General features: G+C 42.9%; 20 protein-coding genes. 3 read left to right on the top strand and 17 right to left on the bottom strand.

Annotation, left to right across the window (positions count from 1 at the left end):
* Positions 1-6 precede the first annotated feature (6 nt).
* From lpdD to UQ64_RS10325, 4 genes are all read right to left on the bottom strand, one after another.
* Positions 7-345 (bottom strand): prenylated flavin chaperone LpdD, encoded by a 339-nt coding sequence (gene lpdD, locus UQ64_RS10340; RefSeq protein WP_082651060.1) that lies wholly within the window; start codon positions 343-345, stop codon positions 7-9.
* Positions 346-368: 23 nt separating this feature from the next.
* Positions 369-1,301, bottom strand: a complete 933-nt coding sequence (locus tag UQ64_RS10335; RefSeq protein ID WP_060623400.1) for a dihydroorotate dehydrogenase — start codon at positions 1,299-1,301, stop codon at positions 369-371.
* Positions 1,294-1,998 carry a dihydroorotate dehydrogenase electron transfer subunit gene (locus UQ64_RS10330; RefSeq protein ID WP_156417505.1) on the bottom strand — a complete coding sequence of 235 codons (705 nt, stop codon included), beginning with the start codon at positions 1,996-1,998 and terminating at the stop codon, positions 1,294-1,296. Before UQ64_RS10330 ends, UQ64_RS10335 begins: the two co-directional genes overlap by 8 nt.
* Positions 1,999-2,085: 87 nt before the next feature.
* A complete protein-coding gene (locus UQ64_RS10325; protein WP_060623399.1) occupies positions 2,086-3,120 on the bottom strand; it encodes an NADH:flavin oxidoreductase/NADH oxidase in 1,035 nt (344 codons plus the stop codon).
* Positions 3,121-3,305: 185 nt separating this feature from the next.
* Between UQ64_RS10325 and UQ64_RS10320 the strand changes: the two genes are divergently transcribed.
* Complete coding sequence (locus UQ64_RS10320; RefSeq protein ID WP_060623398.1) at positions 3,306-4,187, top strand: polysaccharide deacetylase family protein; 882 nt, start codon at positions 3,306-3,308, stop codon at positions 4,185-4,187.
* 140 nt (positions 4,188-4,327) lie between these two features.
* On the opposite strand, the gene UQ64_RS10315 is transcribed toward UQ64_RS10320, so the two are convergent.
* Positions 4,328-4,987, bottom strand: coding sequence for a 3D domain-containing protein (locus tag UQ64_RS10315; RefSeq protein ID WP_060623397.1), 660 nt, complete (start codon positions 4,985-4,987; stop codon positions 4,328-4,330).
* A gap of 400 nt (positions 4,988-5,387) precedes the next feature.
* Between UQ64_RS10315 and ppk1 the strand changes: the two genes are divergently transcribed.
* The gene (ppk1, locus tag UQ64_RS10310; RefSeq protein WP_060623396.1) at positions 5,388-7,502 is read left to right on the top strand and encodes a polyphosphate kinase 1; all 2,115 of its coding nucleotides are present in this window, start codon (positions 5,388-5,390) and stop codon (positions 7,500-7,502) included.
* Here the strand turns inward: ppk1 and UQ64_RS10305 are convergent.
* The 6 genes from UQ64_RS10305 to glgB all read right to left on the bottom strand — a co-directional run bounded on the left by UQ64_RS10305 (position 7,450) and on the right by glgB (position 15,174).
* On the bottom strand, positions 7,450-8,979 hold the full coding sequence (locus UQ64_RS10305; protein WP_060623395.1) for a Ppx/GppA phosphatase family protein: 1,530 nt from the start codon (positions 8,977-8,979) through the stop codon (positions 7,450-7,452). The two genes, ppk1 and UQ64_RS10305, sit on opposite strands and share 53 nt — an antisense overlap.
* Positions 8,980-9,136: 157 nt before the next feature.
* On the bottom strand, positions 9,137-9,859 hold the full coding sequence (locus UQ64_RS10300) for an amino acid ABC transporter ATP-binding protein (RefSeq protein ID WP_060623394.1): 723 nt from the start codon (positions 9,857-9,859) through the stop codon (positions 9,137-9,139).
* Positions 9,846-10,511 carry an amino acid ABC transporter permease gene (locus tag UQ64_RS10295; protein WP_060623393.1) on the bottom strand — a complete coding sequence of 222 codons (666 nt, stop codon included), beginning with the start codon at positions 10,509-10,511 and terminating at the stop codon, positions 9,846-9,848. Before UQ64_RS10295 ends, UQ64_RS10300 begins: the two co-directional genes overlap by 14 nt.
* 106 nt (positions 10,512-10,617) lie before the next feature.
* Entirely contained in the window at positions 10,618-11,433 is an 816-nt protein-coding gene (locus tag UQ64_RS10290; protein WP_060623392.1) for a transporter substrate-binding domain-containing protein, read from the bottom strand.
* A gap of 330 nt (positions 11,434-11,763) precedes the next feature.
* Positions 11,764-13,188, bottom strand: a complete 1,425-nt coding sequence (gene glgA, locus UQ64_RS10285) for a glycogen synthase GlgA (RefSeq protein WP_060623391.1) — start codon at positions 13,186-13,188, stop codon at positions 11,764-11,766.
* Between the two features lie 48 nt (positions 13,189-13,236).
* Positions 13,237-15,174, bottom strand: coding sequence for a 1,4-alpha-glucan branching protein GlgB (gene glgB, locus UQ64_RS10280; protein WP_082651058.1), 1,938 nt, complete (start codon positions 15,172-15,174; stop codon positions 13,237-13,239).
* Between the two features lie 218 nt (positions 15,175-15,392).
* On the opposite strand from glgB, the gene UQ64_RS10275 reads away from it, so the two are divergent.
* Positions 15,393-16,613 (top strand): glucose-1-phosphate adenylyltransferase, encoded by a 1,221-nt coding sequence (locus tag UQ64_RS10275; protein WP_060623779.1) that lies wholly within the window; start codon positions 15,393-15,395, stop codon positions 16,611-16,613.
* A 195-nt stretch (positions 16,614-16,808) separates the two neighbouring features.
* Here the strand turns inward: UQ64_RS10275 and UQ64_RS10270 are convergent, their stop codons facing one another.
* From UQ64_RS10270 to UQ64_RS10245, 6 genes are all read right to left on the bottom strand, one after another.
* The gene (locus UQ64_RS10270; protein WP_060623390.1) at positions 16,809-17,867 is read right to left on the bottom strand and encodes a GNAT family N-acetyltransferase; all 1,059 of its coding nucleotides are present in this window, start codon (positions 17,865-17,867) and stop codon (positions 16,809-16,811) included.
* Between the two features lie 11 nt (positions 17,868-17,878).
* On the bottom strand, positions 17,879-19,333 hold the full coding sequence (locus tag UQ64_RS10265) for a sensor histidine kinase (protein ID WP_209445779.1): 1,455 nt from the start codon (positions 19,331-19,333) through the stop codon (positions 17,879-17,881).
* The gene (locus UQ64_RS10260) at positions 19,330-20,028 is read right to left on the bottom strand and encodes a response regulator transcription factor (protein ID WP_060623388.1); all 699 of its coding nucleotides are present in this window, start codon (positions 20,026-20,028) and stop codon (positions 19,330-19,332) included. The genes UQ64_RS10265 and UQ64_RS10260 overlap by 4 nt, the downstream gene beginning before the upstream one ends.
* Entirely contained in the window at positions 20,021-21,310 is a 1,290-nt protein-coding gene (locus UQ64_RS10255; protein ID WP_082651056.1) for a hypothetical protein, read from the bottom strand. Before UQ64_RS10255 ends, UQ64_RS10260 begins: the two co-directional genes overlap by 8 nt.
* Before the next feature lie 27 nt (positions 21,311-21,337).
* On the bottom strand, positions 21,338-22,063 hold the full coding sequence (locus UQ64_RS10250) for a phosphonate ABC transporter ATP-binding protein (RefSeq protein WP_060623387.1): 726 nt from the start codon (positions 22,061-22,063) through the stop codon (positions 21,338-21,340).
* A 90-nt stretch (positions 22,064-22,153) separates the two neighbouring features.
* Positions 22,154-23,308: an MFS transporter gene (locus tag UQ64_RS10245; RefSeq protein WP_060623778.1), complete on the bottom strand. Its 1,155-nt coding sequence runs from the start codon at positions 23,306-23,308 to the stop codon at positions 22,154-22,156.
* Positions 23,309-23,313: the final 5 nt, after the last annotated feature.

Genomic DNA, 23,313 nt, shown 5'->3' with positions numbered 1-23,313 from the left:
CCCGTTTCAAATTTGTTGCACTAAATATTGATTTACTTTATTATTTACGATTTCTATGACCTCTTTAATGCCTTCTTTCGTAAGATCATCGTAATGAATGCCCATAACAACTGTAACAGTCCTATTTAGAGCCTCGGCTACCCTGACCGCAATATCTTCACTTATCGTATGCTCTTTATGATGAGGAACCGCAGAGGTTTGCACTTCCACCCGCTCTCCATTTAGATACGCAGTACTTGCCGCTCCAATATGTCGAACACCTCCACTTATTAAGAGTAAGAGATCACGTCCAACAGTTGTCGCCGTCAGCTCAATATCATCAGGGTTAATTTTGTTAGAAGTCAATAGTATCTCCTCACTACTCCACTTTATATAATGCCACGTATTTCATCCAAGGATTGAATATTTTCTTGCACCATGAATTGCTCAAGCTCTTCAACAAGCTGACTGCCTGCTCTTAAATTCATGAAATTGTAGGTTCCCACCTGGATTACCGAAGCACCTGCCATAATAAATTCAATAATATCAGTAGCTGTGGTAATGCCCCCCATTCCAATCACAGGAATAGATATATTCTGGGCAACTTGATGCACCATGCGCAATGCAACTGGCTTAATCGCTGGTCCGGATAGTCCGGCATACAAGTTATTAAATACATTACTTCTACGTCGTACGTCAATTTTCATACCGGAAATGGTGTTAATCAGCGAGACGGCATCTACTCCCTCTTCTTCACACATTTGCGCCATTTCAACGATATTCTCAGCACCTGGTGACAGCTTTACTGCAAGTGGTAGCTTAGTGGCATTTCTAACAGCCTGTACTACTTTTTGGGCTTCAGAAGTCTTGATCCCAAATGCGATTCCGCCCTCTTTTACATTAGGACAGGAAATATTCAATTCAATCATATCTACAGCGAGTTTACCCAAGCTTGATCTAAGATCTGCATCACGCTGGATCATTTCTGCACCAAGAACGTAATCCTCAAGGGTACCGCCCCCAAGATTCACCAAACGAGCGGTATCAAGCGTTTCCCAATAAGGGCATTCTTTTTCCAAAAACGCGGCTACACCTGGATTCTCCAATCCTACACTATTTAGCATACCAGAGGCTGTCTCGTAAACTCGAGTGCCAGGATTACCTGCTTTTGGATGTAGGGTGAGCCCTTTACCTGAGATTCCACCTAACAATGATACATCATACAGCTTTCCGTATTCACGACCAAAGCCAAAAGTGCCTGAAGCCATTACAATCGGATTCTTAAAATGAACGCCTGCAATCGTTGTGCTCATCTTAGTCATGGAAAATCACCTCCTCCGAAAGAAACACAGGGCCGTCTGCACAGGCCTTTCGCTGACCATCACGACAAGAAACACTGCAGACAAGACAAGCACCAATGCCGCAAGCCATTCGGTTCTCTAGAGAGAGGTAAACTTTTGTTTTGCTGCCTGACTCTTGAGCCGCTATGCCTCTAAGCTGTGCAGCTTTAAGCATTGGGTGCGGGCCGCAGACAAAAACATGATCATATTGACCAAAATCTGCACGATCCAAAATAAATCCGCCTACATCTACTGTAAGCTCGTCAGCCAAAGGGCGAAAGGCTTCTGTCCGGTAAGCTTCTCGGCTAAACCCTAAATAGATATCAGAACCAGGCAACTGCTTTGCACAATAATATAGCGGCGCTATTCCGATCCCACCACCAATAAGTGCAACCTTTCCCTCAACCAGCGGGAATCCCGTACCAAAGGGTCCTTCAAGCTCCACTGAATCACCAGGAGTCAACCGTGAAAATATCTCAGTGCCTTCCCCCACTACATGATATAAAAATTCAATACTATCTTCGTTTACTTCATGTATACTTAACGGTCTGGAAAGGATCGGATAAGCATCCCATGCCCGTAACATGTAGAATTGACCCATTTTACCGCCACTATTCGTTTCAACCTTAAGGTGGTACACTCCGTCAGTTAGCCGCTCGTTACTTAAAACCATCCCCACGTTATCAAGCTCCTTCAAATTTAATCTTTATTAAGATTGCCTTAGAAGGAACTTAAAATCTGTGACAAACTTCACATTCACAGCGAACTATCCTTTTTTCCAGATCCCACGTTCATAAGGTTTGGGTACGTTACGCACGCCTCCAAGCGCTTCTTCCGCATGTAAAGCCCAATAGGGATCGCTTAACATCCCACGGCCAACGGCTACTAGTTCTGCCCGTTCTTCTGCGACGATGGACTGTGCTTCAGTAAAGGATTCAAGCCGCCCCACTGCAATTATAGGCACCTGTAATCCACTGCGGATAAACTCAGCCAGATCCACTTGATAAGCAGGTCCTGCTTTAGCACCTCCATTTGAACCTATAGGACCTTCCCCACCGGAAGAAACATGGAACATATCTACTCCAGCATTCTTATACCGTCGGCAAATATCTAGGGCATAATTAGCATCATATCCACCCTCTACATATTCCTTTGCAGATATTCTCATAATCAATGGCATGTCCACAGGAACCACTTCTCGGACTGCTTTAACTACCTGCTCTCCGAACAACGAAGGATCTTGTCCATATTCATCAGCTCTGATATTCGTCAATGGTGAATGAAACTGGTGAATTAAATAACCATGTGCACCATGAATTTCGACCGTATCAAATCCTGCCTCCACAGCTCTGCGCGCCCCTTCACGGAAGGCCTCAATTAATTCTGAAATCCCTTCCTTAGAAAGAGCCTGTGGCGTTTTCGAATTAGCATCAAAAGGAATTGCTGATGGAGCCACTGGCGGCTCTGCATCCACTGCTTTCCGTCCAGCATGTCCTAATTGAATAGCGATTTTTGATCCATACGCATGTACACCATCCGTGATTCTACGATAAGCTTCAATTTGCGAATCACTCCAGATTCCAATATCTCGATTAGTGATTCTACCCTCTGGATGTACGCCAGTCATTTCCACAATAATAAATCCTGTACCGCCTATAGCACGGCTTACATAATGAACATAATGCCAATCATTAGGGTTGCCATCCTCTTTATCCACCGAATACTGGCACATAGGTGGCATGACAATACGATTCTTCAGCGATAACCCCTTCAATTCATACGGTGCAAACAAATCAGTCATCCCTGTCTCCATCCTTCCGTAATCTATAATTGGCTCGGGAATCCCCCGTTCTATTAGTATACACGCATTAGTTTCCTCAAGAAATCCTAACTAAAACTGTATTGTTAACAGCATAAATCTACCCATCTATGGAGATAACAATTAAGAATATGGCGGTGATCAGGTAGTAAAGGAGGCAGATGGGGATGTATTTTCAACGGAGAGGTCAGAAACTGCTAGTAATATTAGGAACAATCATAACTATGCTATTCCCAACCTATTCTTCAGAGGTTGCGTCAGCGCCTGTACAGAGTCAGAAGACTCCGCAAGATCTAACCCTAAGTGTACCCGCTTCAGACGAAGATACGGCAATTTCAGCAGGTGGCGCTGCTACAAATAGTTCGACACTTAACAATAATAAGAACGCTAAAGGTCTGACATTAAGTCAGCTATTACACAAATACCCAGAGACTTTTAAGACTAGTGGACCTCGGAATAAAGTCATAGCTCTTACTTTTGATGATGTTCCTGACCCAAGATTTACCCCCCAATTGCTTAACATCCTGAAAAAACACAATGTCAAAGCTACCTTCTTTGTAGTGGGAAGCAGAGCAAAAAAACATCCGGATTTGGTGAAAAGAATGATTAGAGAAGGACATGCGATTGGAAATCACTCGTATAACCATCCTCAATTTGTGAAGCTGGAGATGAATGATTTTCGATTACAAATCATTAAGACCGAAAATATTATACAAACCTTGGCCGGATATAAACCCCGTCTAATTCGCCCACCCTATGGGGATATCAGTGAACAGCAGCTAAAATGGGCGAAAAGCCATGGATATACGCTCGTGAATTGGAATGTGGACTCATTGGACTGGAAGGGACTTTCCAAAAACCAAGTTAGAAATAACATTCTAGCCCATATTGGAAGAGGCGCGATTATTCTTCAACATGGTGGTGGCGGTCCAGGTAGTCATCTACAAGGAACGATTCAGGCTTTACCTGAAGTGATCACTATTATGTGCAAGCGGGGCTATACATTCGTTACCGTTCCTCAATTACTACAAGTATCCAAAAGTAAATAAAATATCCCCACAAATATATATTTTCTGATATTAAAAAACGGAGGTAGCCGCTAAGGACTCCCTCCGTTTCCTGTTTAACCTTATTTTGGAACTTTTCATATCTCTTAGGTATCTTTATATCTCTCTTTATTTTTATCTATCTATTTAACAATGTATAATTGAACATATTGATAACCAAATGATGATACAAAGCTTTGGCTACCAGGGATAAAGATATCGATACGATTGCCCTTTATAGCACCGCCAACATCCGTTGCCGTAGCTAAGAAAGCCTCTTTAGGCAGTCCATCATGTGAATGACCTGTGACCAATACTTTGGTACCAAGAGGAATCACATTCGGATCAACAGCAATAGTACCTAGCTTGAGTGGATTTCCCAAATAATCTACTGCACCCCATCCACCGTTCTCACTGCTGGCAGAAGAATAAGCTGAAGCTTTGACTTGAATCGTTTTGTCATAATTAAAGGACTTACCCCATGCTTCAACTGTTTTGGACTCTGAGCTTACATTCAGACTTGGTGTAATCACTGGTGATTTGTCAGTAGTAGTTACGGACTCAGCCTGCATTTTACTAGGGATTGTAATTTCAAGACCTTCGTAAATATTAAGTGATGCAACGTTTGGATTTGCTTTCATTAATTCATTCATACCTACATTGTATTGCTTGGCTAGAGTATAAAAAGTGTTGCCATCCTTAGCGATATGAACGCTGTCTGCATGAGCAGGAACGGCATGCAATAATGCACTAATTCCCATAATTGCAGCAAGGGCTTTAATTGTTCTAAATTTGTTCTTCATAATTGCCTCCTCATTAGATGGGCGTGAACGGTATGACTTCCGTATACGCTCGTGTAAATTTTAAGTACTTATGTACATCCATTGTGTGATGTCTTGGTGTGTTGAAGTCTTTTGTAAAACTGACAGGACTTAATATATCACAATTTTGTAACCAGTGCTTATGTAATTGTTACCATTATGAAATATCAAGTTTCAATATTGTCATTTTTGTGGATGTTGGTTAACATATTTTTCATTATGTTAACTACCTTAAAGGATTCTTGCACCATTTTTTTAAATTATCATATAAAATTCCTGAAGATTTTACATAGCGTTAACATTTCATGCTTTATCCAATAGTAGAATGATAGAATATGATAAATAGATTAGATATAGACAACGAATCATATTTGGAGGTCTCATGAATACAGAAGAAAATAAAAATAACCAAAGCAGTCCAGCCACTGCTTACCTCAATAGAGATTTGAGCTGGATCGAATTTAACAGACGCGTGCTGAAAGAAGCACAAGATCCTGATAATCCGCTAATGGAACGTGCTAGATTCCTGGCTATCGTCTCAAGCAATCTTGATGAATTCATAAGCGTTCGCGTGGCAGGAATTCAAGATCAAATCCGGGCAGGCTATACAAAAAAAGATTTCACTGGCTACACCCCTTCCGGGCTATACAAACGTCTTATCAAGCGAGTGACCAAAATCGTTGCAGATCAATACCGGATTTTCCGTGATATTTCACGGAGTTTGCATAAAGAAGGTATCGTTTTTGTGGATTATGAGGATCTCACTCATGCACAGGAACAGTCCATAGAACAATATTACCGGGATATCATCTATCCTGTACTTACGCCAATGGCTGTAGATCAGAGTCGTCCGTTTCCGCTCGTTCATAGCCAATTTATCTATTTAGCAGTAGTTCTTACTCGTAAGAACGGCCTTGAAGAAGAGCCTTTTTTTGCTATTCTGCAAATTCCGTCTAATCTGCCTAGATGTATCCCGCTACCACACCGATCCAACAGTAAGAAACGGCAGTTCGTCTTTATAGAGGATGTTATCCGTCATCACATACAAACTTTATTTAGCGGTTACGAGCCCGTTGCCGTTAGTGAATTTCGTTTGACCCGCAACTCTGATCTCACGATCGACGAAGAAGGGGCCGAGGATCTTCTAGAAGAGATTGAAAAGGAGCTGCGTAAGCGTCGTCGCGGTGTTCCAGCAAGACTTGAAGTACAAAAAGGAATTCATCCGTATGCCTTGGAACAGCTGCAAGCTGAGTTTGAACTGGAAGATTTCGTATTCGAAATTGAAGGCCCGCTTGATCTAAGTTTCCTTCGTAATTTCGCTGGCAGTATTAAAGGCTTTGGTTACTTGAACTATCCAAGCATTGAGCCCGTCTATCCTGCTGAATTTGAAGAAAACGAGGATTTCTTTGAAGTATTGCGTGAACGGGATGTCCTGGTCTACCACCCTTACGAATCCTTTGATGCAATGACTGACTTTATCATTCAAGCCTCTGAGGACGAACAAGTAATGGCCATTAAGATGACTTTATACCGGGTTAGCGGAAACTCTCTACTGATCACCGCACTGGCTAATGCTGCTGAATCCGGAAAACAGGTAACGGTGGTTGTTGAATTAAAAGCCAGATTTGATGAGGAACGTAACATCGCTTGGGCTCGCCAACTTGAAAAATCCGGATGTCATGTCGTTTATGGTCTAGTTGGACTCAAAACACATGCCAAAGTTACCCTGATTGTCCGTCAGGAAGGTCATGAATTACGTCGCTATGTGCATGTAGGCACAGGAAACTACAATGACAGTACAGCCAAAGTCTATACGGATCTCAGTTTATTTACCGCTCAAAGCGACATCGGACTTGATGCTTCTGAGCTGTTTAATCAAATGACTGGCTATTCCGCTGACTTTGACTGGAATTCCTTCATTGTAGCTCCAACGAACATGAGCCTTTCCTTACAAAAGCTGATGAAGCGTGAAGCGGAGCATGCTGAAGCAGGCAGACCTGCACGTATCATTGCCAAGATGAATTCTCTCTCTAATCAGCAAGTCATTGACGATTTATATGGTGCCGCACAGGCCGGTGTATCTATCGATTTAATCGTTCGGGGGGTTTGTTGTCTTCGTCCGGGGATTGAAGGCTTAAGCGAAAACATTACGGTTCGCAGTATTGTCGACCGCTTTTTGGAGCATTCAAGAATTTACTATTTTGAAAATGGTGGGAAGCCTGAAGTGTATTTGTCCAGTGCAGACTGGATGACTAGAAACTTAACCCGCCGGATAGAGCTGATGTGTCCAGTCAGAGACAGCAATATTCGGAGACAGATTGTTAAGATTCTTGAACTTTCCCTTAAAGATAATGTGAAGGCCAGCTTCTTACAGCCTAATGGATATTACGAGCAACCAGACGACAAAAAGGCCCCTTTCCGGAGCCAGTTCGCAGCAATGGATGTTACACGTTGGAAGGGAACCCGAGTTTTACCTTCACCGCCCAAGCATTCTTGAATGCTTTTATGGCGTTCTCAATGTCCTCTAGACCAATCAGAAGTGCTGAAGCGCCCTCTAGGTCCAGATTAAGGATATTGCCGTGCAAATTAGCTTTCAAGCCGCTTATAATCCCGATCTCGGTGCTATCCAGTGCAATGCTTAGCTGAACAAGCGATCCGAGCTTATGAATCCACTCTTCGTCGGAAGGCAGTAAGATGTCCTTATACATCTGGGACAATTTCTGCTTCCGGCTTTTTGTGCTGTACGAGGCAATCATCGCGCATAGGATAAGCTGGCGGTGTGTTAGTCCACGAATCGGTGAATTCATCAGCCAATACAGGGTATGTCGTTTGGATTGATAATAGTTAATGTTTGAACCCGTTCGATGTAGCATTATGGATACGTAAATCAACATCTCATGTTCAGCTTTATTCTCCTCATCCTTGAACGCGTCAAACAGACCTAGCGCAAGCTTATTGATATGATCTAAATACCGTTTGGAGGTACGAATATCAAACCGGATGATCGTATTTAAACTGTATTCAAGCGCACTGTCACGTACCGGTTGCTCCGGTTTCAGTAAATCATGAAGCATACCTTCCCTGAGCCCTTCCCCGCTGATTACAGCCTGGCTAGCCCCAATATACTGAAAGACCGTATGGAAAATAATCAACCCGGATACGATGATATCTGCTCGACTCTTAGACAACCCATCTAAATCTTTACGTTTATCATAAGGCAATAAAGGTAATGTGTTCATAAAATGCTCAATCGTCTCACTCGCCATGGTATAACCATGAGAGTTAGGTAATGAGTACGCTCTCGTCTTTTGATCCAGCTTGCCTAAAGAACGAACCGTCCCTCCCAGACCAAACAACGGAAGACCCGCTGTTGTGTTAAGCCAATCATGCTCTACCAATCTCCCCAAAACAAAGGTCTCCAGTTTCTGAATCTGCTCTCCATTCCAGTTACCACCTTGACTAAACATAAGATTGGTATTCACCGCTCCGAACGGAAAGGAAATGCTATGTTGATAACGACGCCCGCGAAAAAGTGTTATTTCCGTACTCCCGCCACCAATATCAATGACATAACCATCCTCAACATTAAATGCGTTTATTACACCCAAGAAACCAAAGTAAGCTTCCTGATGACCACTGATAACCTCAATTGGTATGGTAGAAGCTTCTGACAAAAAGGCAATAATTTCACTGGAGTTAGCAGCATTTCTGATTGCCGCTGTAGCACCCGCACGAATAGTTTCTACTTCAAAAGCATTGCAGATCTCCTTAAACTGGCGCAAGACTGGAATAATGGTCTCCATATCCTTCTGCTCCAGCCGACCTTCCTTCGTAATCTTCTCACTAAGACGTGCAGAGTACTTACACTCCTTGATGATCTTATAGCCTCCCTCCGGCGTTGTATCATAGATTACAAGACGTATGGAGTTAGAACCAATATCGATAATGCCTATCCGGCGCAGATCATCTCTCATTATGTATGTACTCCTTTTCAAGTTGATTGACCATCTATTATACATGGTTAACATAAATAAATGAACTCAATCCATTATATCCCCTAATTACGCAACTGTTTAAAAAAATAAAGCGGCACCCGGATAACTTGCCCGAGCGCTGCTACAACCTAACTGATTATAACACTTTACTTAAAAAATCCTGAGTACGTACATGTTGAGGATTTCCGAATACTTGTGCAGGTGTACCCTGCTCTACAATCACGCCGCCATCCATGAATAGAATACGGTCGCCAACTTCACGGGCAAAGCCCATCTCATGCGTAACAATAACCATTGTCATCCCGTCTTCTGCAAGCTTCTTCATAACCTCCAGCACCTCGCCGACCATCTCTGGGTCTAGCGCTGAGGTTGGCTCGTCAAAAAGCATCACATGGGGCTGCATCGCCAGCGCACGGGCAATCGCAATCCGCTGCTTCTGTCCTCCCGACAGCTGAGCCGGATAAGCGTCCTTCTTATCTTCTAGTCCTACAGTCTTGAGTAGTTCCATTGCAAATTTATCAGCTTCAGCCTGCTGCTGCTTTTTCACCTTAATTGGTGCGAGGGTAATATTTTGCAGAACAGTTTTATGAGGAAAGAGGTTAAACTGCTGAAATACCATCCCCATCTTCTCACGTGTAATATTAATATCGTGTTTTTTGGAGGTAATAGATTGACCTTCAAAAGTGATTTCTCCACCTGTTGGCTGCTCTAGTAGATTCAAACAGCGTAGGAAGGTACTTTTACCAGATCCACTCGGCCCGATAACGACAACGACCTCACCCTTATGAATTTCCAAGTCAATCCCCTTGAGAATTTCCAGCTTCCCATAATTTTTTTGCAAGTTCTTAACGGCGATCATCGGTATTCAGCCTCCTTTCCAATCTACCAAGGATCTTGGATAGCGTAAATGTCAGCACAAAGTACATAAATGCGATAATTACCAGTGGTGTCATACCATCGTAAGAAATCGTTGTAACCGTACGTGCTTGGAACATCAAATCCGTAACGCCGATAAATGAAATAATCGATGATTCCTTGATAATAGTAATGAATTCATTTCCAATTGCCGGAAGAACACTCTTCAGTGCCTGAGGGAGAATAATATGACGCATAGTCATCCCTTGTTTCATTCCAAGCGAACGAGCTGCCTCCATTTGTCCACGATCTACACCTTGTATTCCAGCTCGGAAAATCTCTGCAAGGTAAGCAGAACTGTTAATGGATAAAGTGATTGCCCCCGACTGAATCGGTGTAAACTCAATACCAAACGTAGCTAATCCATAATGGATCAGAAACAGTTGTACAAGCATAGGTGTACCACGAAGGAATTCTACCCAGGCTGTTGCCAAGAAGCGAAGCACACCCCATTTGGACATACGTAGCAAGGAAATGATAATCCCTAGAATAAAACCAAAGAAGACACCCAGAACGGCAAGCAGCAAAGTATACTGCAAACCGGTTAAGAAAAAATCACGATAATCATAAGCCATTTTAAATAAAGTAATGTCCATAACCTATCCTCCCATCTCCAAAAAAATAGAAAATAGCTTATTGTCGCTATTTTCTGTATACACATACAATTTACTTTAGCAGACTTTAAAAATATCCGTTATTTCTTTACTTCGTGCTATCTGCAAGCTCACTAGCTGCCGCTACGTACTCGTCAATTTTACCTTCTGAGTTTAAACGTGTTAGTGTACTGTTCACTTGATCCAGAAGCTCTTTGTTGCCTTTTTTAATACCAATAGCATATCCGTCATCTTCAACTTCTGGCTTAGCATCAGTAATTACAAGACCAGGTATATTCTTAACGAATGATTTGGCGACAGGTCCTTCAATAATAGCAGTATCTACACGATTGGATTGCAATTGTAGAACGATTTCGGAGATTTTACCAAGCGAAGTGATTTTCGCTCCCTCGATCCCTTTAGCGATTTCTTCTTGAATGGATCCAGTCTGCACACCAATTTTGGTACCTTTCACAGCATCCATAGTGGCGTATTTATCTTTATCCGCTTCGCGTACAACAATCGCTTGCTCAGCTTTGTAATAAATATCTGAGAGATCAACAGCTTTTTTACGTTCTTCCGTTGGGCTAAGTCCAGAAATTACAATATCTACTCTTCCGCTGGATAATTCATTTAGTAGTGAATCGAATGGCAAATCCTTAATCACAAGCTCAGCACCCATATCAGCAGCAATTTCCTTAGCAATATCGATATCGAAGCCCACGATAGTATCTTTTCCGTCTACTACTTTATGGAATTCGTACGGAGGGAAATCAGCACTTGTTCCCATAGTAAGCGTCTTAGTAGCCCCGCCGTTAGTTGCATTTCCAGTTGCAGCGGTGTCATCATTTTTATTTTGACCGCAGCCTGACAACAGGCCTACTGCTAATATCATACCTAAACTAAGTTTACCCCATTTGTTCATTTCTATATCTCCCCTATTCATATGAAAAAAATCTAAGTAGTCCCTTTGACCGACTTATTATAAATCAAAACGCATGAATATGCAAAGGCATAATTGTGACAATAACTTCCTTTTATTGGGTTTCAAAGCAAAGAATTCATTCTTCTGAAACACATTATTCAAAATTTATTCAAATTTAATTAATTTTATACATTTTTACTATTCCCTAACTTAACCAGATCATGCGGCAATTTGCCCCTAATTTTTTCATCAAAAAAAGAAGTGCACCTGAAGTATGAATCACACTTCAGCGCACTCCCTTATTAACCCGTTTCAGAATCTAATGAACCCTTATTCCGTAATTTCATTATAAATATCAATGTACTGCTGAGCCGATACATTCCAGCTATAATCACCTGCGAATGCGTTTTTAGTAATCTTTTTCCAATGTTCTGGCTGCTTGTATAATGAGATCGCCCGGCGAAGCGTAAACATCATATCGTGGGCGTTGTAGTTACTGAACGTAAAACCGTTACCTTCACCGGATTCTTCATTGTAAGCTTGAACAGTGTCATTTAGGCCACCGGTTTCCCGCACTACAGGTATACTGCCGTAGCGTAAAGCGAGAAGCTGACTGATCCCACAAGGTTCAAACTTGGAAGGCATGAGAAAGATATCGCTAGCGGCATATATTTTGCGTGAGAGTGCATCATTAAACAAGATTTGAGAAGATAGCTTAGTCGGATAACGCCAAGCCGCCTCCTTAAACCATCGCTCATAGGACTCATCCCCCGTTCCAAGCAGAACAAATTGAATGTCATCCTTATACAGCAGCTCATCCAATACACGCGTAAGCAAATCTAAACCTTTGGAATCCACAAGACGGGTAACCATAGCCACCATTGGAATATTAGCATCCACAGGTAGTCCTAATTCCTCCTGCAAGGCTAATTTGTTCTCTGTTTTCTTCGCCAGATTAGAACGATAACGGGTAACAAGACTTGTATCTGTTGCAGGATTATAACTTTTCGTATCTATTCCATTCACAATACCACTCAAAACATCCGCTCGTGCATTCAATAATCCATCCAGCCCGTAGCCATAATAAGGTGTCCGAATTTCTTCCGAGTAGGTTGGACTAACGGTGGTGACACGATCACTGTATACAATGCCACCTTTTAAGAAATTCACATTCCCGTAATACTCCACGCCTCCAAAATAACTGCTGTCCAGACCCAATAGCTCCCCAAGCACCTCATAAGGAAATACACCCTGATACAACAGGTTATGTATGGTAAATACACTTCGTATTTCGCTGTAAAATGGATTATGTCGATAATGTCCCTGAAGCAGCATTGGGATTACAGCCGCATGCCAATCATGGCAATGCAAGACGTCAGGCTGAAAATCAATAGCTGGCAGACACTCCAGTACCGCACGATTATAGAACGCGAAACGCTCTCCATCGTCCATGTATCCGTAGATTCCGTCCCGTCCAAAATAATACTCATTGTCGATAAAGTAAATGGGGATCCCGTCATACACCATATGTTCGATCCCGCAGTATTGATTGCGCCAGCCGATTGGCACATACACTTCTGTTAAATGCTCCATTTTTAAAGTAAACTTTTCTGGAATCCCACGATATTTAGGCAAAATCACTCGTACATCCACCCCGGCACCCTTCAGCGCTTTAGGTAATGCTCCAATGACATCGGCCAGACCACCCGTTTTAATAAATGGATGAGCTTCAGCTGCGGCAAATAAAACTTTCATGATTATTTCCCCCTTTAAAGTGTACGGATTCTCTATACGTTCTTTAATCTATGACTCATTTGTCTCTTTACTCTTACCCACTCGTGACGTTTTCTTAAACACCAGGAAGCTAAGAGGCGGTAAGGTTAGCTCAATACTGTTCACCTGATTATGCCATTCCAGCTTTTTGCTCTTCTGAGGCGCGTTGTGTATACCTGAACCTCCGAACGCTACATCTTCCGAGCTAAAGATTTCTTCATAAGTCCCTTGGCGTGGAACGCCTATACGATAATGTTGACGCTGGGCAGGTTGAAAATTGATGATAAACAGCAAGGTGTCTCCAGGCTTTTTACCTCTTCGCATATATGAAATTACGCTTTGTTCATTGTCATCTGCATCAATCCATTGATAACCCTCTTGAGAATGATCAAGCTCCCACAAGGCTTTCTCCGAGCGATACAGTTTATTAAGTGCAGCAGTGTAGGCTAACATTCCGCGATGGCTGTCATAGTCTAGCAGTAGCCAATCCAGCTGCTCCTGATCCTTCCATTCGATAAATTGACCAAATTCTCCTCCCATAAACAGGAGTTTCTTTCCGGGATGGGAAATTTGATAACCGAGTAGCTGCCTAAGTCCTGCGAACTTTTGTTCATAAGAACCCGGCATTTTGTCCAGTAACGACTTCTTGCCATGTACAACCTCATCATGAGATAACGGTAATGCATAATTTTCGGCATAAGCATAGCATATTGGAAATGTTAATAAATTATGATGATGAGGGCGCCCCCAGAAATCATGTTCTATGTAGCCCAATGTGTCATTCATCCATCCCATATTCCATTTGTAGTTGAAACCGAGGCCACCTTCATGTGCTGGCGCTGTAACTCCCGGCCAAGCACTGGATTCTTCTGCCATCATCAATGCCTTAGGGAAATACTGAAATATCGCTTTATTCAGGTTCTGAATAAACTTAATGGCCTCTAAATTCTCTAGACCACCATTCACATTACGTCGATATTGATGAGCCTGTTTTTCAAAATCGAGACGAAGCATGCTGGTAACCGCATCTACACGCATCCCGTCAATATGATAATACTCAAACCAAAAGAGTGCATTAGAGATGAGAAACGAAGAAATCTCCGGTTTGCTGAAATCAAACGAAAGAGTTCCCCAGCCTGGTTTTTCCGCCAACATTGGATCTGCATATTCATATAGGGGCGTTCCATCAAACATGCGTAGACCATGTGCGTCCTTGGCAAAATGCGCCGGAACCCAATCTAGAATCACACCGATGCCTGCCTGATGCAGGTGGTCGATCAAATACATCAACTCATGGGGTTCACCATAACGGCTAGTTGCCGCAAAATACCCTGTCCCTTGATAGCCCCATGACAAATCGTATGGATGCTCAGCAAGCGGCATAAACTCTACATGGGTGTAGTTCATTTCCACCAAATACGGAATTAAGAGCTCGCTCATTTCCTGATAGGTGTAGAACTCTCCATCTTCTTTTTGACGCCAGGTTCCAAAATGCATCTCATAAATGTTCATTAGCTGTTGATATGGAGATTTACTCTTGCGACGCCACACAGCATCTCCCCAACGATAACCACTGAGATCCGTAACAACGGATGCCGTCGCCGGGCGAACCTCAGCTTTGAAGGCAAATGGATCCGCTTTTAGGAAGCTGGAGCCATCACTGGCAACAATCCTGTATTTGTAAAAAGTTCCCTGCTTTATTCCCGGAAAAAAACGACTCCAAAATCCTGATTCGGGTATCTTATATAACGAGTCCATGTCCTGTGTTCCATCCCAGCCATTATGATCACCAGCTAGTCCTACATATGTCGCATGAGGAGCCCACACGGTAAAGCGCACGCCCGTAACGCCTTCTTCAGCGGCAGTGTGCGCACCCAGCATAGAATAGCTGCGATAATTGGTGCCCTCATGGAACAAATAAATATCAGCAGCTGATGGAAGGGTATCGATTGTTGCTATTTCAGCCAATTCTACACCACCTTTTTTGAATGCTTGTATCTATTACATTAACCGAATATTACCATTTTGAAAATGATTTGATGTGAAAACAAAAGATTTTCTGATAAAGAAATATTAATTGTAATTTTTCTTTTTACACGGCAATATACTTCACCTATGTCGTTTCAAGTGCTTGTCGAAAGTTTATATAACAAGCATTGACAAAATAATGGGAGGGATAACAAATGATTAACAAAAAAGATTGTATCGCCATGCTCTTGGCAGGAGGGGAAGGCCGCAGACTGGCTCCCTTGACTTCCAGTATGGCTAAGCCTGCAGTCCCTTTCGGTGGACAGTATAAAATTATTGATTTTCCGTTAAGTAATTGTGTAAACTCTAAAATTGACACAGTAGGTGTTCTGACTCAATATGAAGCTGAATCCTTGCATGAACACATCGGTGAAGGTGAACCTTGGGGCTTACATAGTCAAAAGGATAAAGGTGTAACCCTGCTTCCTTCCGGTGTTGAAGGCAGAGACAGCTATACAGGAACTGCTGATGCGATTTATAAGAACTTTGAATATATCGACAGCCGCAATCCAGAGCATGTACTCATTCTGTCCGGTGATCATATTTACCATATGGATTACCGTAAAATGCTGGATTATCATGTAGGTAAGGCTGCAAAAGCCACCATCTCCGTAATGGAGGTGCCATGGGATGAAGCCAGTCGTTTTGGAGTGATGAACGTAAACGAAGATCTGAAAATATCTGAGTTTGCGGAAAAACCAAAAGTACCTAAAAGTAATTTAGCTTCTATGGGTATATATCTGTTTGAGTGGGCTTATCTGAAGGAGCACTTGTTGCGGGATGCAGCTAATCCGAATTCCAGTCATGACTTTGGTAAAGACGTTATACCAACGATGCTTGATCAGAATGATGATTTATTCGCTTACCGCTTCAAAGGATACTGGAGAGATGTTGGTACTGTGGGTAGTCTCTGGGAAGCTCATATGGATCTTCTGCAAAAAAACAATGGTATGAAGCTCGACAAAGCCCATTGGCCAATGTATAGCCGGAGTCGCCGGACTAAACCAGCTGTTCATAAACCACGTGTTCAGATTCCATCAACGGACTCTCTCGTAAATGAATTCTGCGCGCAAGAAGGCAGCTTACAACGTTCTGTCATCTTCAATGGTGTGGAAATTGGCAAAATGAGCCAGATCAAACAAAGTGTTATTATGCCTGGTGTTCGCATTGGACGTGGAGTTCAGATCGAAAATGCCATTATTGGTGAAGGTGCCATTATTAAGGATGGGGCTATCATCAAGGGAAGTATTAATAATATTGTAGTCGTTGGGCCATATGAGACTGTAGCGCCTAAGCCAGCGGTTCGAAACCAACCCTCCCGTCTGTTTCAGGATGTTTATGAGAAGACAGGACGTCTACGGGAAGTTCTCCCTTCATAAAAACCATTATATAGATAAATACTTTATCAAGCAAAAACGCCTTCGGCGTCCAAAATGGACGGTAAGCGTTTATGCGAGAAATATAAGGATAATGTATAGTGTGAAACTTATATATTCTTATATTTATAAAAAGGGGCTGTTGTCCTGGTCGATCATGACCAGAGCAACAGCCCCTTCGGTTGTTAGAAGTTAATCTTATGAATTTTGGAGTGCTGTCCATTCTCTATCTAAAATGCTCATCTCCACACAATCTACATATTGCTTCCCAAACAGCGCTGATTCGCGTTGAACACCTTCCCGCTTAAACCCCACGGCTTCGTAGGTTTTCAGGGCAACAGTGTTGAAAGCGAAAGCTCCCAAGGAAAGACGATGCATACCTAAGCTTTCAAATCCGATCCGGAGCATTTCATTCATCATCCTTGTTCCAAAACCTCTACCCTGATAATCAGGATCTACTATTACCCTGCCAATACGTGCAGATCGATTTGACCGGTCTATGGTTGAAAAACTAATGTGTCCCACGACCTGTTGAGTAGCTTCGTGCACCGCACAGAAGATAAGGCGATCGGAATTCGCTGGATGATTAGCCCCATCTAAATACTTAGTAAGCTGGTCATCGTCAAGAGGAAAAATAAGTGAAGGTCCTGCCCACTGCTTCAAATACTCAGGTGAGGTACTCCATCGTTTCAAGTGTTCAAAATCCGATTCGGAAATAAATCTAAGAATCAGACGATCGAAATCAGGTTGCTTCTCAAAATGCTCATACAGGTTCACTAACCGACCATTTCCCATATCGTTAGTGCCCATGTAATGAAAACCCATGCTTTGATAATAACGATTGAGTTTAATGTTGTGTGCGACGGTATCAAATCTAAGTCCTCTGCAGCCAAGTTCTTTGGCTCGCTGTACAGCATATTTAAGCATACGCTGACCAAGTCCTTGACTGCGGTGTGAACCTGCCACAGCCAGCCTATGCAAATAAGCATAAGACTCATCATTTTTGCTTCCCCAATATTGAGGATCGCTGAATTGTAACGTGAACATTCCAACTACAGCTTCATCGTCAATTGCAAGATAAACATGCCTGTCGGTGAAATAGCCTGTGATATCCTTCTCGTTAAATTGGCCCGGGGTCCATTGCTTAATCCCATTTCGCTCCATCCAATTTGCTGCTTCCCGCAGCAACCTCAAGATATCACCTGTCCGATCGGGTTCTCCGCGAACGATCCTAATTGAGTTCCCCAAGACTTCCATTTCCATACCTCCTAGACATCTGATTCAGGTAAGGTAGCTTGATTCTGTGCTACTTGATCTGAATTGACCTCAGGCAGCTTCTCAGTAAGAGGCAAGATGACGGTAACTTCCGTTCCTTTTCCAAGCTCACTTACCATATCAAGTGTCCCATTATGAAGTTCTACAATCTGCTGTGAGATCGCTAGCCCCAAGCCTGTTCCTCCATTGAGTGCATCCACTTGAAAGAAACGGTCTTTAACCCTGGAGATATGTGCATCACTAATACCTATTCCACTATCACGCACCATAATAGCGGTCTCTATAGCTGACAGTCTCTTCGCAGACAATTCTATGCTGGAATCCTCATGGGAGAATTTAACTGCATTGTCTACCAGATTCAAGAATACTTGCTTTAGACGATTGGCATCCCCTTTAACAAAAATCCCATCTTCACATTCAAGAAGCAAGTGAATCCGTTTCTTCTCTGCCTTGGCCCAAATATTTAGTATGGTCTCCTGAAGTAATACTTTCACGTCAACAATCCCAATGGACAGCTTCATTTGGTTCTGCTGCAGCTTTGAAAAGTCGAGAATCTCCTCTACTAGACCAATCAAACGTTCACTTTCTTTGGAAATAATGCTGACTCCAAGCTTCGTCTCCTCCGGATCATAGCCACCAGAGACCAAGGTTTCACTCCAGCCCTTGATACTTGTAAGGGGAGTCCGAAGCTCATGTGAAATGGACGAGATGAAATCATCCTTAATCTGATTACTGCGCACAATTTCCTGAGCCATATAATTCAGCGTTGAAGCCAAGTCACCAATCTCAAATTTGTAATTCCCCTTAATCCGCACATTAAATCTACCCTTAGCCATCTGGGCTGAAACCGCCGTAATGTTATTGAGCGGCTTTACGATGGAATTGGCAAGTCCGAAGCTGAACACGATAACAACAGCCATGACAGCTGCACCTATACCAATGGACAGTAATGTAAGATTAAGCAAATCATTGTTAATACCTTCTAGTGAAGTAAGATATCTTAGAATATACGTATCACGTCCGTGAACCTGCAGCATCTTGGACACAGCCATAACACTCTCGTTCGTACCACTTTGGCGCCCTACCCAACGGCCAATACTGCCCCCTACCGCTTCAGGGACATCACTAGTTGTAATGGTACGGTCTGGCTGAAAGCCAGTCGAACTGGTGATCATATCCCCATTCAGGGTCAATACTTCTAGCTCGGTTTTATCCAGCGTAAATCTCTCTAGTAGCACTTGCAGGTTCGAGTTGTTATCGCCATCTAGCTCGTATTTATGAAAAAACGACTCTGCCGTGGTAATGTGATTTTGTATCTTGCTATATACACTGTCATAATAATACGTTCTGATGGCAAGCAGGAAGATAACTTCTACGAGGAGAAGCGCCAAAAAAACTACAAGAATGTAGTGTAGAACAATTTGTCTGCGCATCCCCTTCTTAATCATTGTACTTGGCCTTTCCATCTATATCCGTGTCCCCATACCGTTTGCAAAAATTCTGGTTCTGACGGATTATTCTCTATCTTTTGACGCAGACGACGAATATTCACATCCACAATCTTGGGATCACCCATATACTCCTTGCCCCACACATGATCCAGCAGAAGATCGCGGCTGAGCGGCGTATTTTCTTTTTCGAGAAAGTATTGGATCAATGAAAACTCCGTTGGCGTCAGTTCAATGGCTTCATTATCACGTTTAAAATGTTTAGAAATAAGGTCCAAAGTAAATGGTCCTGAAACGAAAGAAACCTTCGCTGACTGTTCACGATGAACGTTCACTCGCCGCAGCAACGATTGAATTCGAGCAATCAGTTCTGTCGGGCTGAATGGCTTGCTAACATGGTCATCCGCTCCTACAGATAAGGCATACACTTTATCTTGCTCTTGAACCTTGGCTGTCAGAAAAATGATACCCAAACGTTCATTGGTTTCTCTGACCCGTCTACATACTTCAAATCCATCAATACCTGGAACCATTACATCCAATAGAGCGATATCAATATCAGGTATCGTGGTTAACTTGTGAAGAGCTTCATACCCATCCGCAGCCTCTATCACTTCGAACCCATTACGCTTCAAGTTAATGACAATAAAACTACGAATAGACTCCTCATCTTCCAGTATCAGTACTTTACTCATCTATTCCCTTCCTTTCTATAGGGGAAGCAATTTTATTGCTTCCTTCCTTTGTTGTACTTTGTTCTAACTTACCACGGTAGGCGATGACCTTGTCTGCATCACGTGCAAGCAGATCCCAACCGTCATTCTTCACACGGTCCCATTCAGAAGGAGAAAAGAAGGAAACCTCAGCAACCGTCTCTCCGGTATCTGACATGATGAACTTAAGGTTCTCGTCCAGAACCGATTTCGTATCAACCGTCACCTTCCCATGCCATTCCGGAGAAAAATTAATATTGAATCGATCCGATGGATCATGATATAGCTGGGTTGCGAAGGTCAGACCGTCTTTCCCATCCCATTTATAATAGGAGGTAAAGTATGGAATTTCAGTGGGGTCGAAATACTCCCATCCTTTAGGCGCCTCAAGCAATCCAATTTCAATTATGCCATCATGATCAATATCTTCGCTTGCAATCCGGCGATCTTTGTAAGTCCGCGCATCGCCTGGTAATACCACACGCAGCTTGTTATTCTCCATAACGACAATAGAGGTATAGGCAGATTGGGAATCCACTGCAGCATCCAATACGATTCCTTCTTTATCCTTTGAGATTTTCCCTGCAACAATATTGTAATAATTATTAAAATAAGGGTCGATATTATCAAGCTTATCGAGTACCTTAAAGCCTTCATTGTACTGATAGATCGAAATGGTTGCAAATTCATTTCTTTTAAAATAAACAACGGTTATGTCTTCAATTCCATCCCCATTAAGATCATCAATCATATATTTTGTATAAGGATGTGAAAGTACTTCTTCTAATGATCCGCTAGAATAGCTATAGACGACAAGACCTTTTTCTTCACCTTGTGAATAGCCGGTAACAATTTCAAGCTTCCCATCACCCGTCATATCCTTCAAATCAACCGACTCCAGTACAGATCCGTCGCCATCGAATACAAGCTTCTTGACCCAAGTGTCGCCCTGTTTCTCCAGTATCATCCCGTGAATTATTACGGCTTCTCCTGGCGTCTTATAGAACACTAGCGTCTCCATAACTCCATCCTTGTTGAGATCCTCGGTAAAGATAGTGCTATCATCGTCATTGGTCGGACGAATCAACGTGGAACCTGCTGGCATAAGTGAATTAATAGCAGCCATAAGTGTTGCTTTATCAGCAGACAATTGTGGAGATTTCATCTTAGAAACAGGATCACTGATGAAAGTACAACCCGACAGTACGGATAACGTCAGCGTTGCGGCAACAAGGCACCTAAGACTTCTAATATTCAACTTCATCACTCTTTCCCTTATCCGTGTCCATATTTAAAGATTTGCACGCTCTTGGAACGTTAATCTACGCCCCTTTATATCATGCTTAATTCTGCCATCTTCTAGTACCCAAAGACGTGTAGCAAAACGTTCCGCTAATTCAATCGGTAATACTGTTACAACCGTAAGACCGGTCTCTTTACACAGCTTCCGCAAGGTTTCCAAGACACTCTCCGCGGATTTGGGATCTAATCCCGTAACGGGCTCATCCGCTAAAATCACTTTAGCACCGTGAGTCAACGCTCTAGCAATCGCTACACGCTGCCTTTCTCCACCACTAAGTTGGCTTGTCTTCATCTTCGCCTTATCCAGGAGGCCAAGGGCATCCAATTCATCCATTGCACCCATATAATCATCTGAACGTACCATCCCAGTGACCATCCGCCATAACGGCGTTTGTGCGGACTGGCCGATCAGTACATTTTTCAATGCAGTACGGTTAGGATTGAGCTCTGCATTCTGCTCCAGGTAAGCCCACTCGCGGCGGATTTTTCTTTTACCTGTAAAGGCACTCGCCATTATATCTGTACCGTCCACTCTAAAATTCCCTCTATCCCACTTTTCACGCAACGCTAAACAACGCAGCAAAGTGGTCTTACCACTACCGCTAGCTCCAAGTATTGCAACGAACTCACCCGGTTCTAATTGAAACCCTATATCCTGTAGAACTGGATTTTTGTCTTCCCCAACTGCCTTGGCTAAGTGTTCAACTGTGATCATAGTTCAGCCTCTCCCTGTCTTTATCTATAATCTATAGTGTACTCTGAAAGCCAGATGAATTTCCATGCGAGCACTCGTTCTTATCTTACCTCAAATTTTTTGCCGTGGCGAGAAAAATAACCCAAGCAATCCGAAGGTGATATATAAAGCACCCATTAAGCCGAAAATCCCCCCGCCCCAGCCGGCTTGAATGAGCAAACCGCCGATACCTGGACCTATAATACTACCTATACTAAAGTGAAAAGAAGCAACCACATTTGCAGCAGGCAGTAAATGTCGTGGTAAAATATCCGCAGCTAGACTAAGCCCTAAAGAGAAAAAGGAACCTACAAGTCCACCAGCAATCATCAACAGCACCATAGTCACCTTGAAATGGTCACCTGCTAGTGGCAGCAAAGCGAAAGCAATTCCGCCTCCAATCCCAGTAAGAATCAATACCTTCTTTCGACCAAATCGGTCGCTCCAAAGTCCAAGTGGGAATTGTAACAACAGTCCCCCTATGCCTGCAAAAGGCAATAAGGCTGCAATTTGATCTGTGCTGTATCCGATCCGGAGGCCATACACTGGAAAATTACTGTTTAAGCTTGCTTCCATGAAACCGTATAGGAGTGCAGGAATCAAGGCGAACCATGCTAGACTGTAACAACGCCCAAACCGGCGTACCTGACTTTCTCCACTCTCAACTTTATCTGGACGGGAATCCGGAAGCATTGTAACTGCAAGTATTAGGACCAGCAAAAAAAGAAAAGCTAGAACAATAAAAGGTGTTGCTTGACCAAAGCGCAGCAGACTTATTCCAAGTGGCCCCAAGCTAAATCCCAGACCATAGGACATCCCATAGAGGGAAAGATTTCGTCCGCGATGCTGGGCAGGCGTCATTAGCAATACCCATAGCTGGGCGGCGTAATTGATAGCTGCATCTCCAACACCTACAAGTAGACGTAACACAAACCATATTTTGATTCCAGAAAAAAAGGGGAATAAGAGCAAACTTACTAAGACAAGGCTTATCCCGCCAGCAATCAATTTTTTGAATCCAATCGCTCCGAGAACTCTTTCAGCAATCAAGGTCATTCCGAATGATCCTATGTATAGAGCTGCTGCATTTAGTCCATTAAGCGAAGAGGAAACTCCTTTCTGCTCCAATAGAATGGATAATACGGGAAGCAGCATCCCTTGGCTGAGTCCAGCCGCTATAGTAGCGGTAATTAGAATCATGAAATTCATTTTGCTGTTACTTCGAATAGATA

Origin of the sequence: Paenibacillus etheri (assembly GCF_001012825.1) — a bacterium.
Classification (GTDB): Bacteria; Bacillota; Bacilli; order Paenibacillales; family Paenibacillaceae; genus Paenibacillus_AQ; species Paenibacillus_AQ etheri.
This window is presented reverse-complemented; position numbering and strand designations above follow the sequence as displayed.

Bases quoted from the DNA above. Each gene is read 5' to 3' on its own strand.
- UQ64_RS10290 (WP_060623392.1), bottom strand. From the start codon at position 11,433: ATGAACAAATGGGGTAAACTTAGTTTAGGTATGATATTAGCAGTAGGC.
- UQ64_RS10325 (WP_060623399.1), bottom strand. From the start codon at position 3,120: ATGACTGATTTGTTTGCACCGTATGAATTGAAGGGGTTATCGCTGAAG.
- UQ64_RS10300 (WP_060623394.1), bottom strand. From the start codon at position 9,859: ATGATCGCCGTTAAGAACTTGCAAAAAAATTATGGGAAGCTGGAAATT.
- UQ64_RS10320 (WP_060623398.1), top strand. From the start codon at position 3,306: ATGTATTTTCAACGGAGAGGTCAGAAACTGCTAGTAATATTAGGAACA.
- UQ64_RS10305 (WP_060623395.1), bottom strand. From the start codon at position 8,979: ATGAGAGATGATCTGCGCCGGATAGGCATTATCGATATTGGTTCTAAC.
- UQ64_RS10315 (WP_060623397.1), bottom strand. From the start codon at position 4,987: ATGAAGAACAAATTTAGAACAATTAAAGCCCTTGCTGCAATTATGGGA.
- UQ64_RS10270 (WP_060623390.1), bottom strand. From the start codon at position 17,867: ATGGAAGTCTTGGGGAACTCAATTAGGATCGTTCGCGGAGAACCCGAT.
- UQ64_RS10250 (WP_060623387.1), bottom strand. From the start codon at position 22,063: ATGATCACAGTTGAACACTTAGCCAAGGCAGTTGGGGAAGACAAAAAT.
- ppk1 (WP_060623396.1), top strand. From the start codon at position 5,388: ATGAATACAGAAGAAAATAAAAATAACCAAAGCAGTCCAGCCACTGCT.
- glgA (WP_060623391.1), bottom strand. From the start codon at position 13,188: ATGAAAGTTTTATTTGCCGCAGCTGAAGCTCATCCATTTATTAAAACG.
- UQ64_RS10255 (WP_082651056.1), bottom strand. From the start codon at position 21,310: ATGAAGTTGAATATTAGAAGTCTTAGGTGCCTTGTTGCCGCAACGCTG.
- UQ64_RS10295 (WP_060623393.1), bottom strand. From the start codon at position 10,511: ATGGACATTACTTTATTTAAAATGGCTTATGATTATCGTGATTTTTTC.
- UQ64_RS10335 (WP_060623400.1), bottom strand. From the start codon at position 1,301: ATGACTAAGATGAGCACAACGATTGCAGGCGTTCATTTTAAGAATCCG.
- UQ64_RS10265 (WP_209445779.1), bottom strand. From the start codon at position 19,333: ATGATTAAGAAGGGGATGCGCAGACAAATTGTTCTACACTACATTCTT.
- UQ64_RS10260 (WP_060623388.1), bottom strand. From the start codon at position 20,028: ATGAGTAAAGTACTGATACTGGAAGATGAGGAGTCTATTCGTAGTTTT.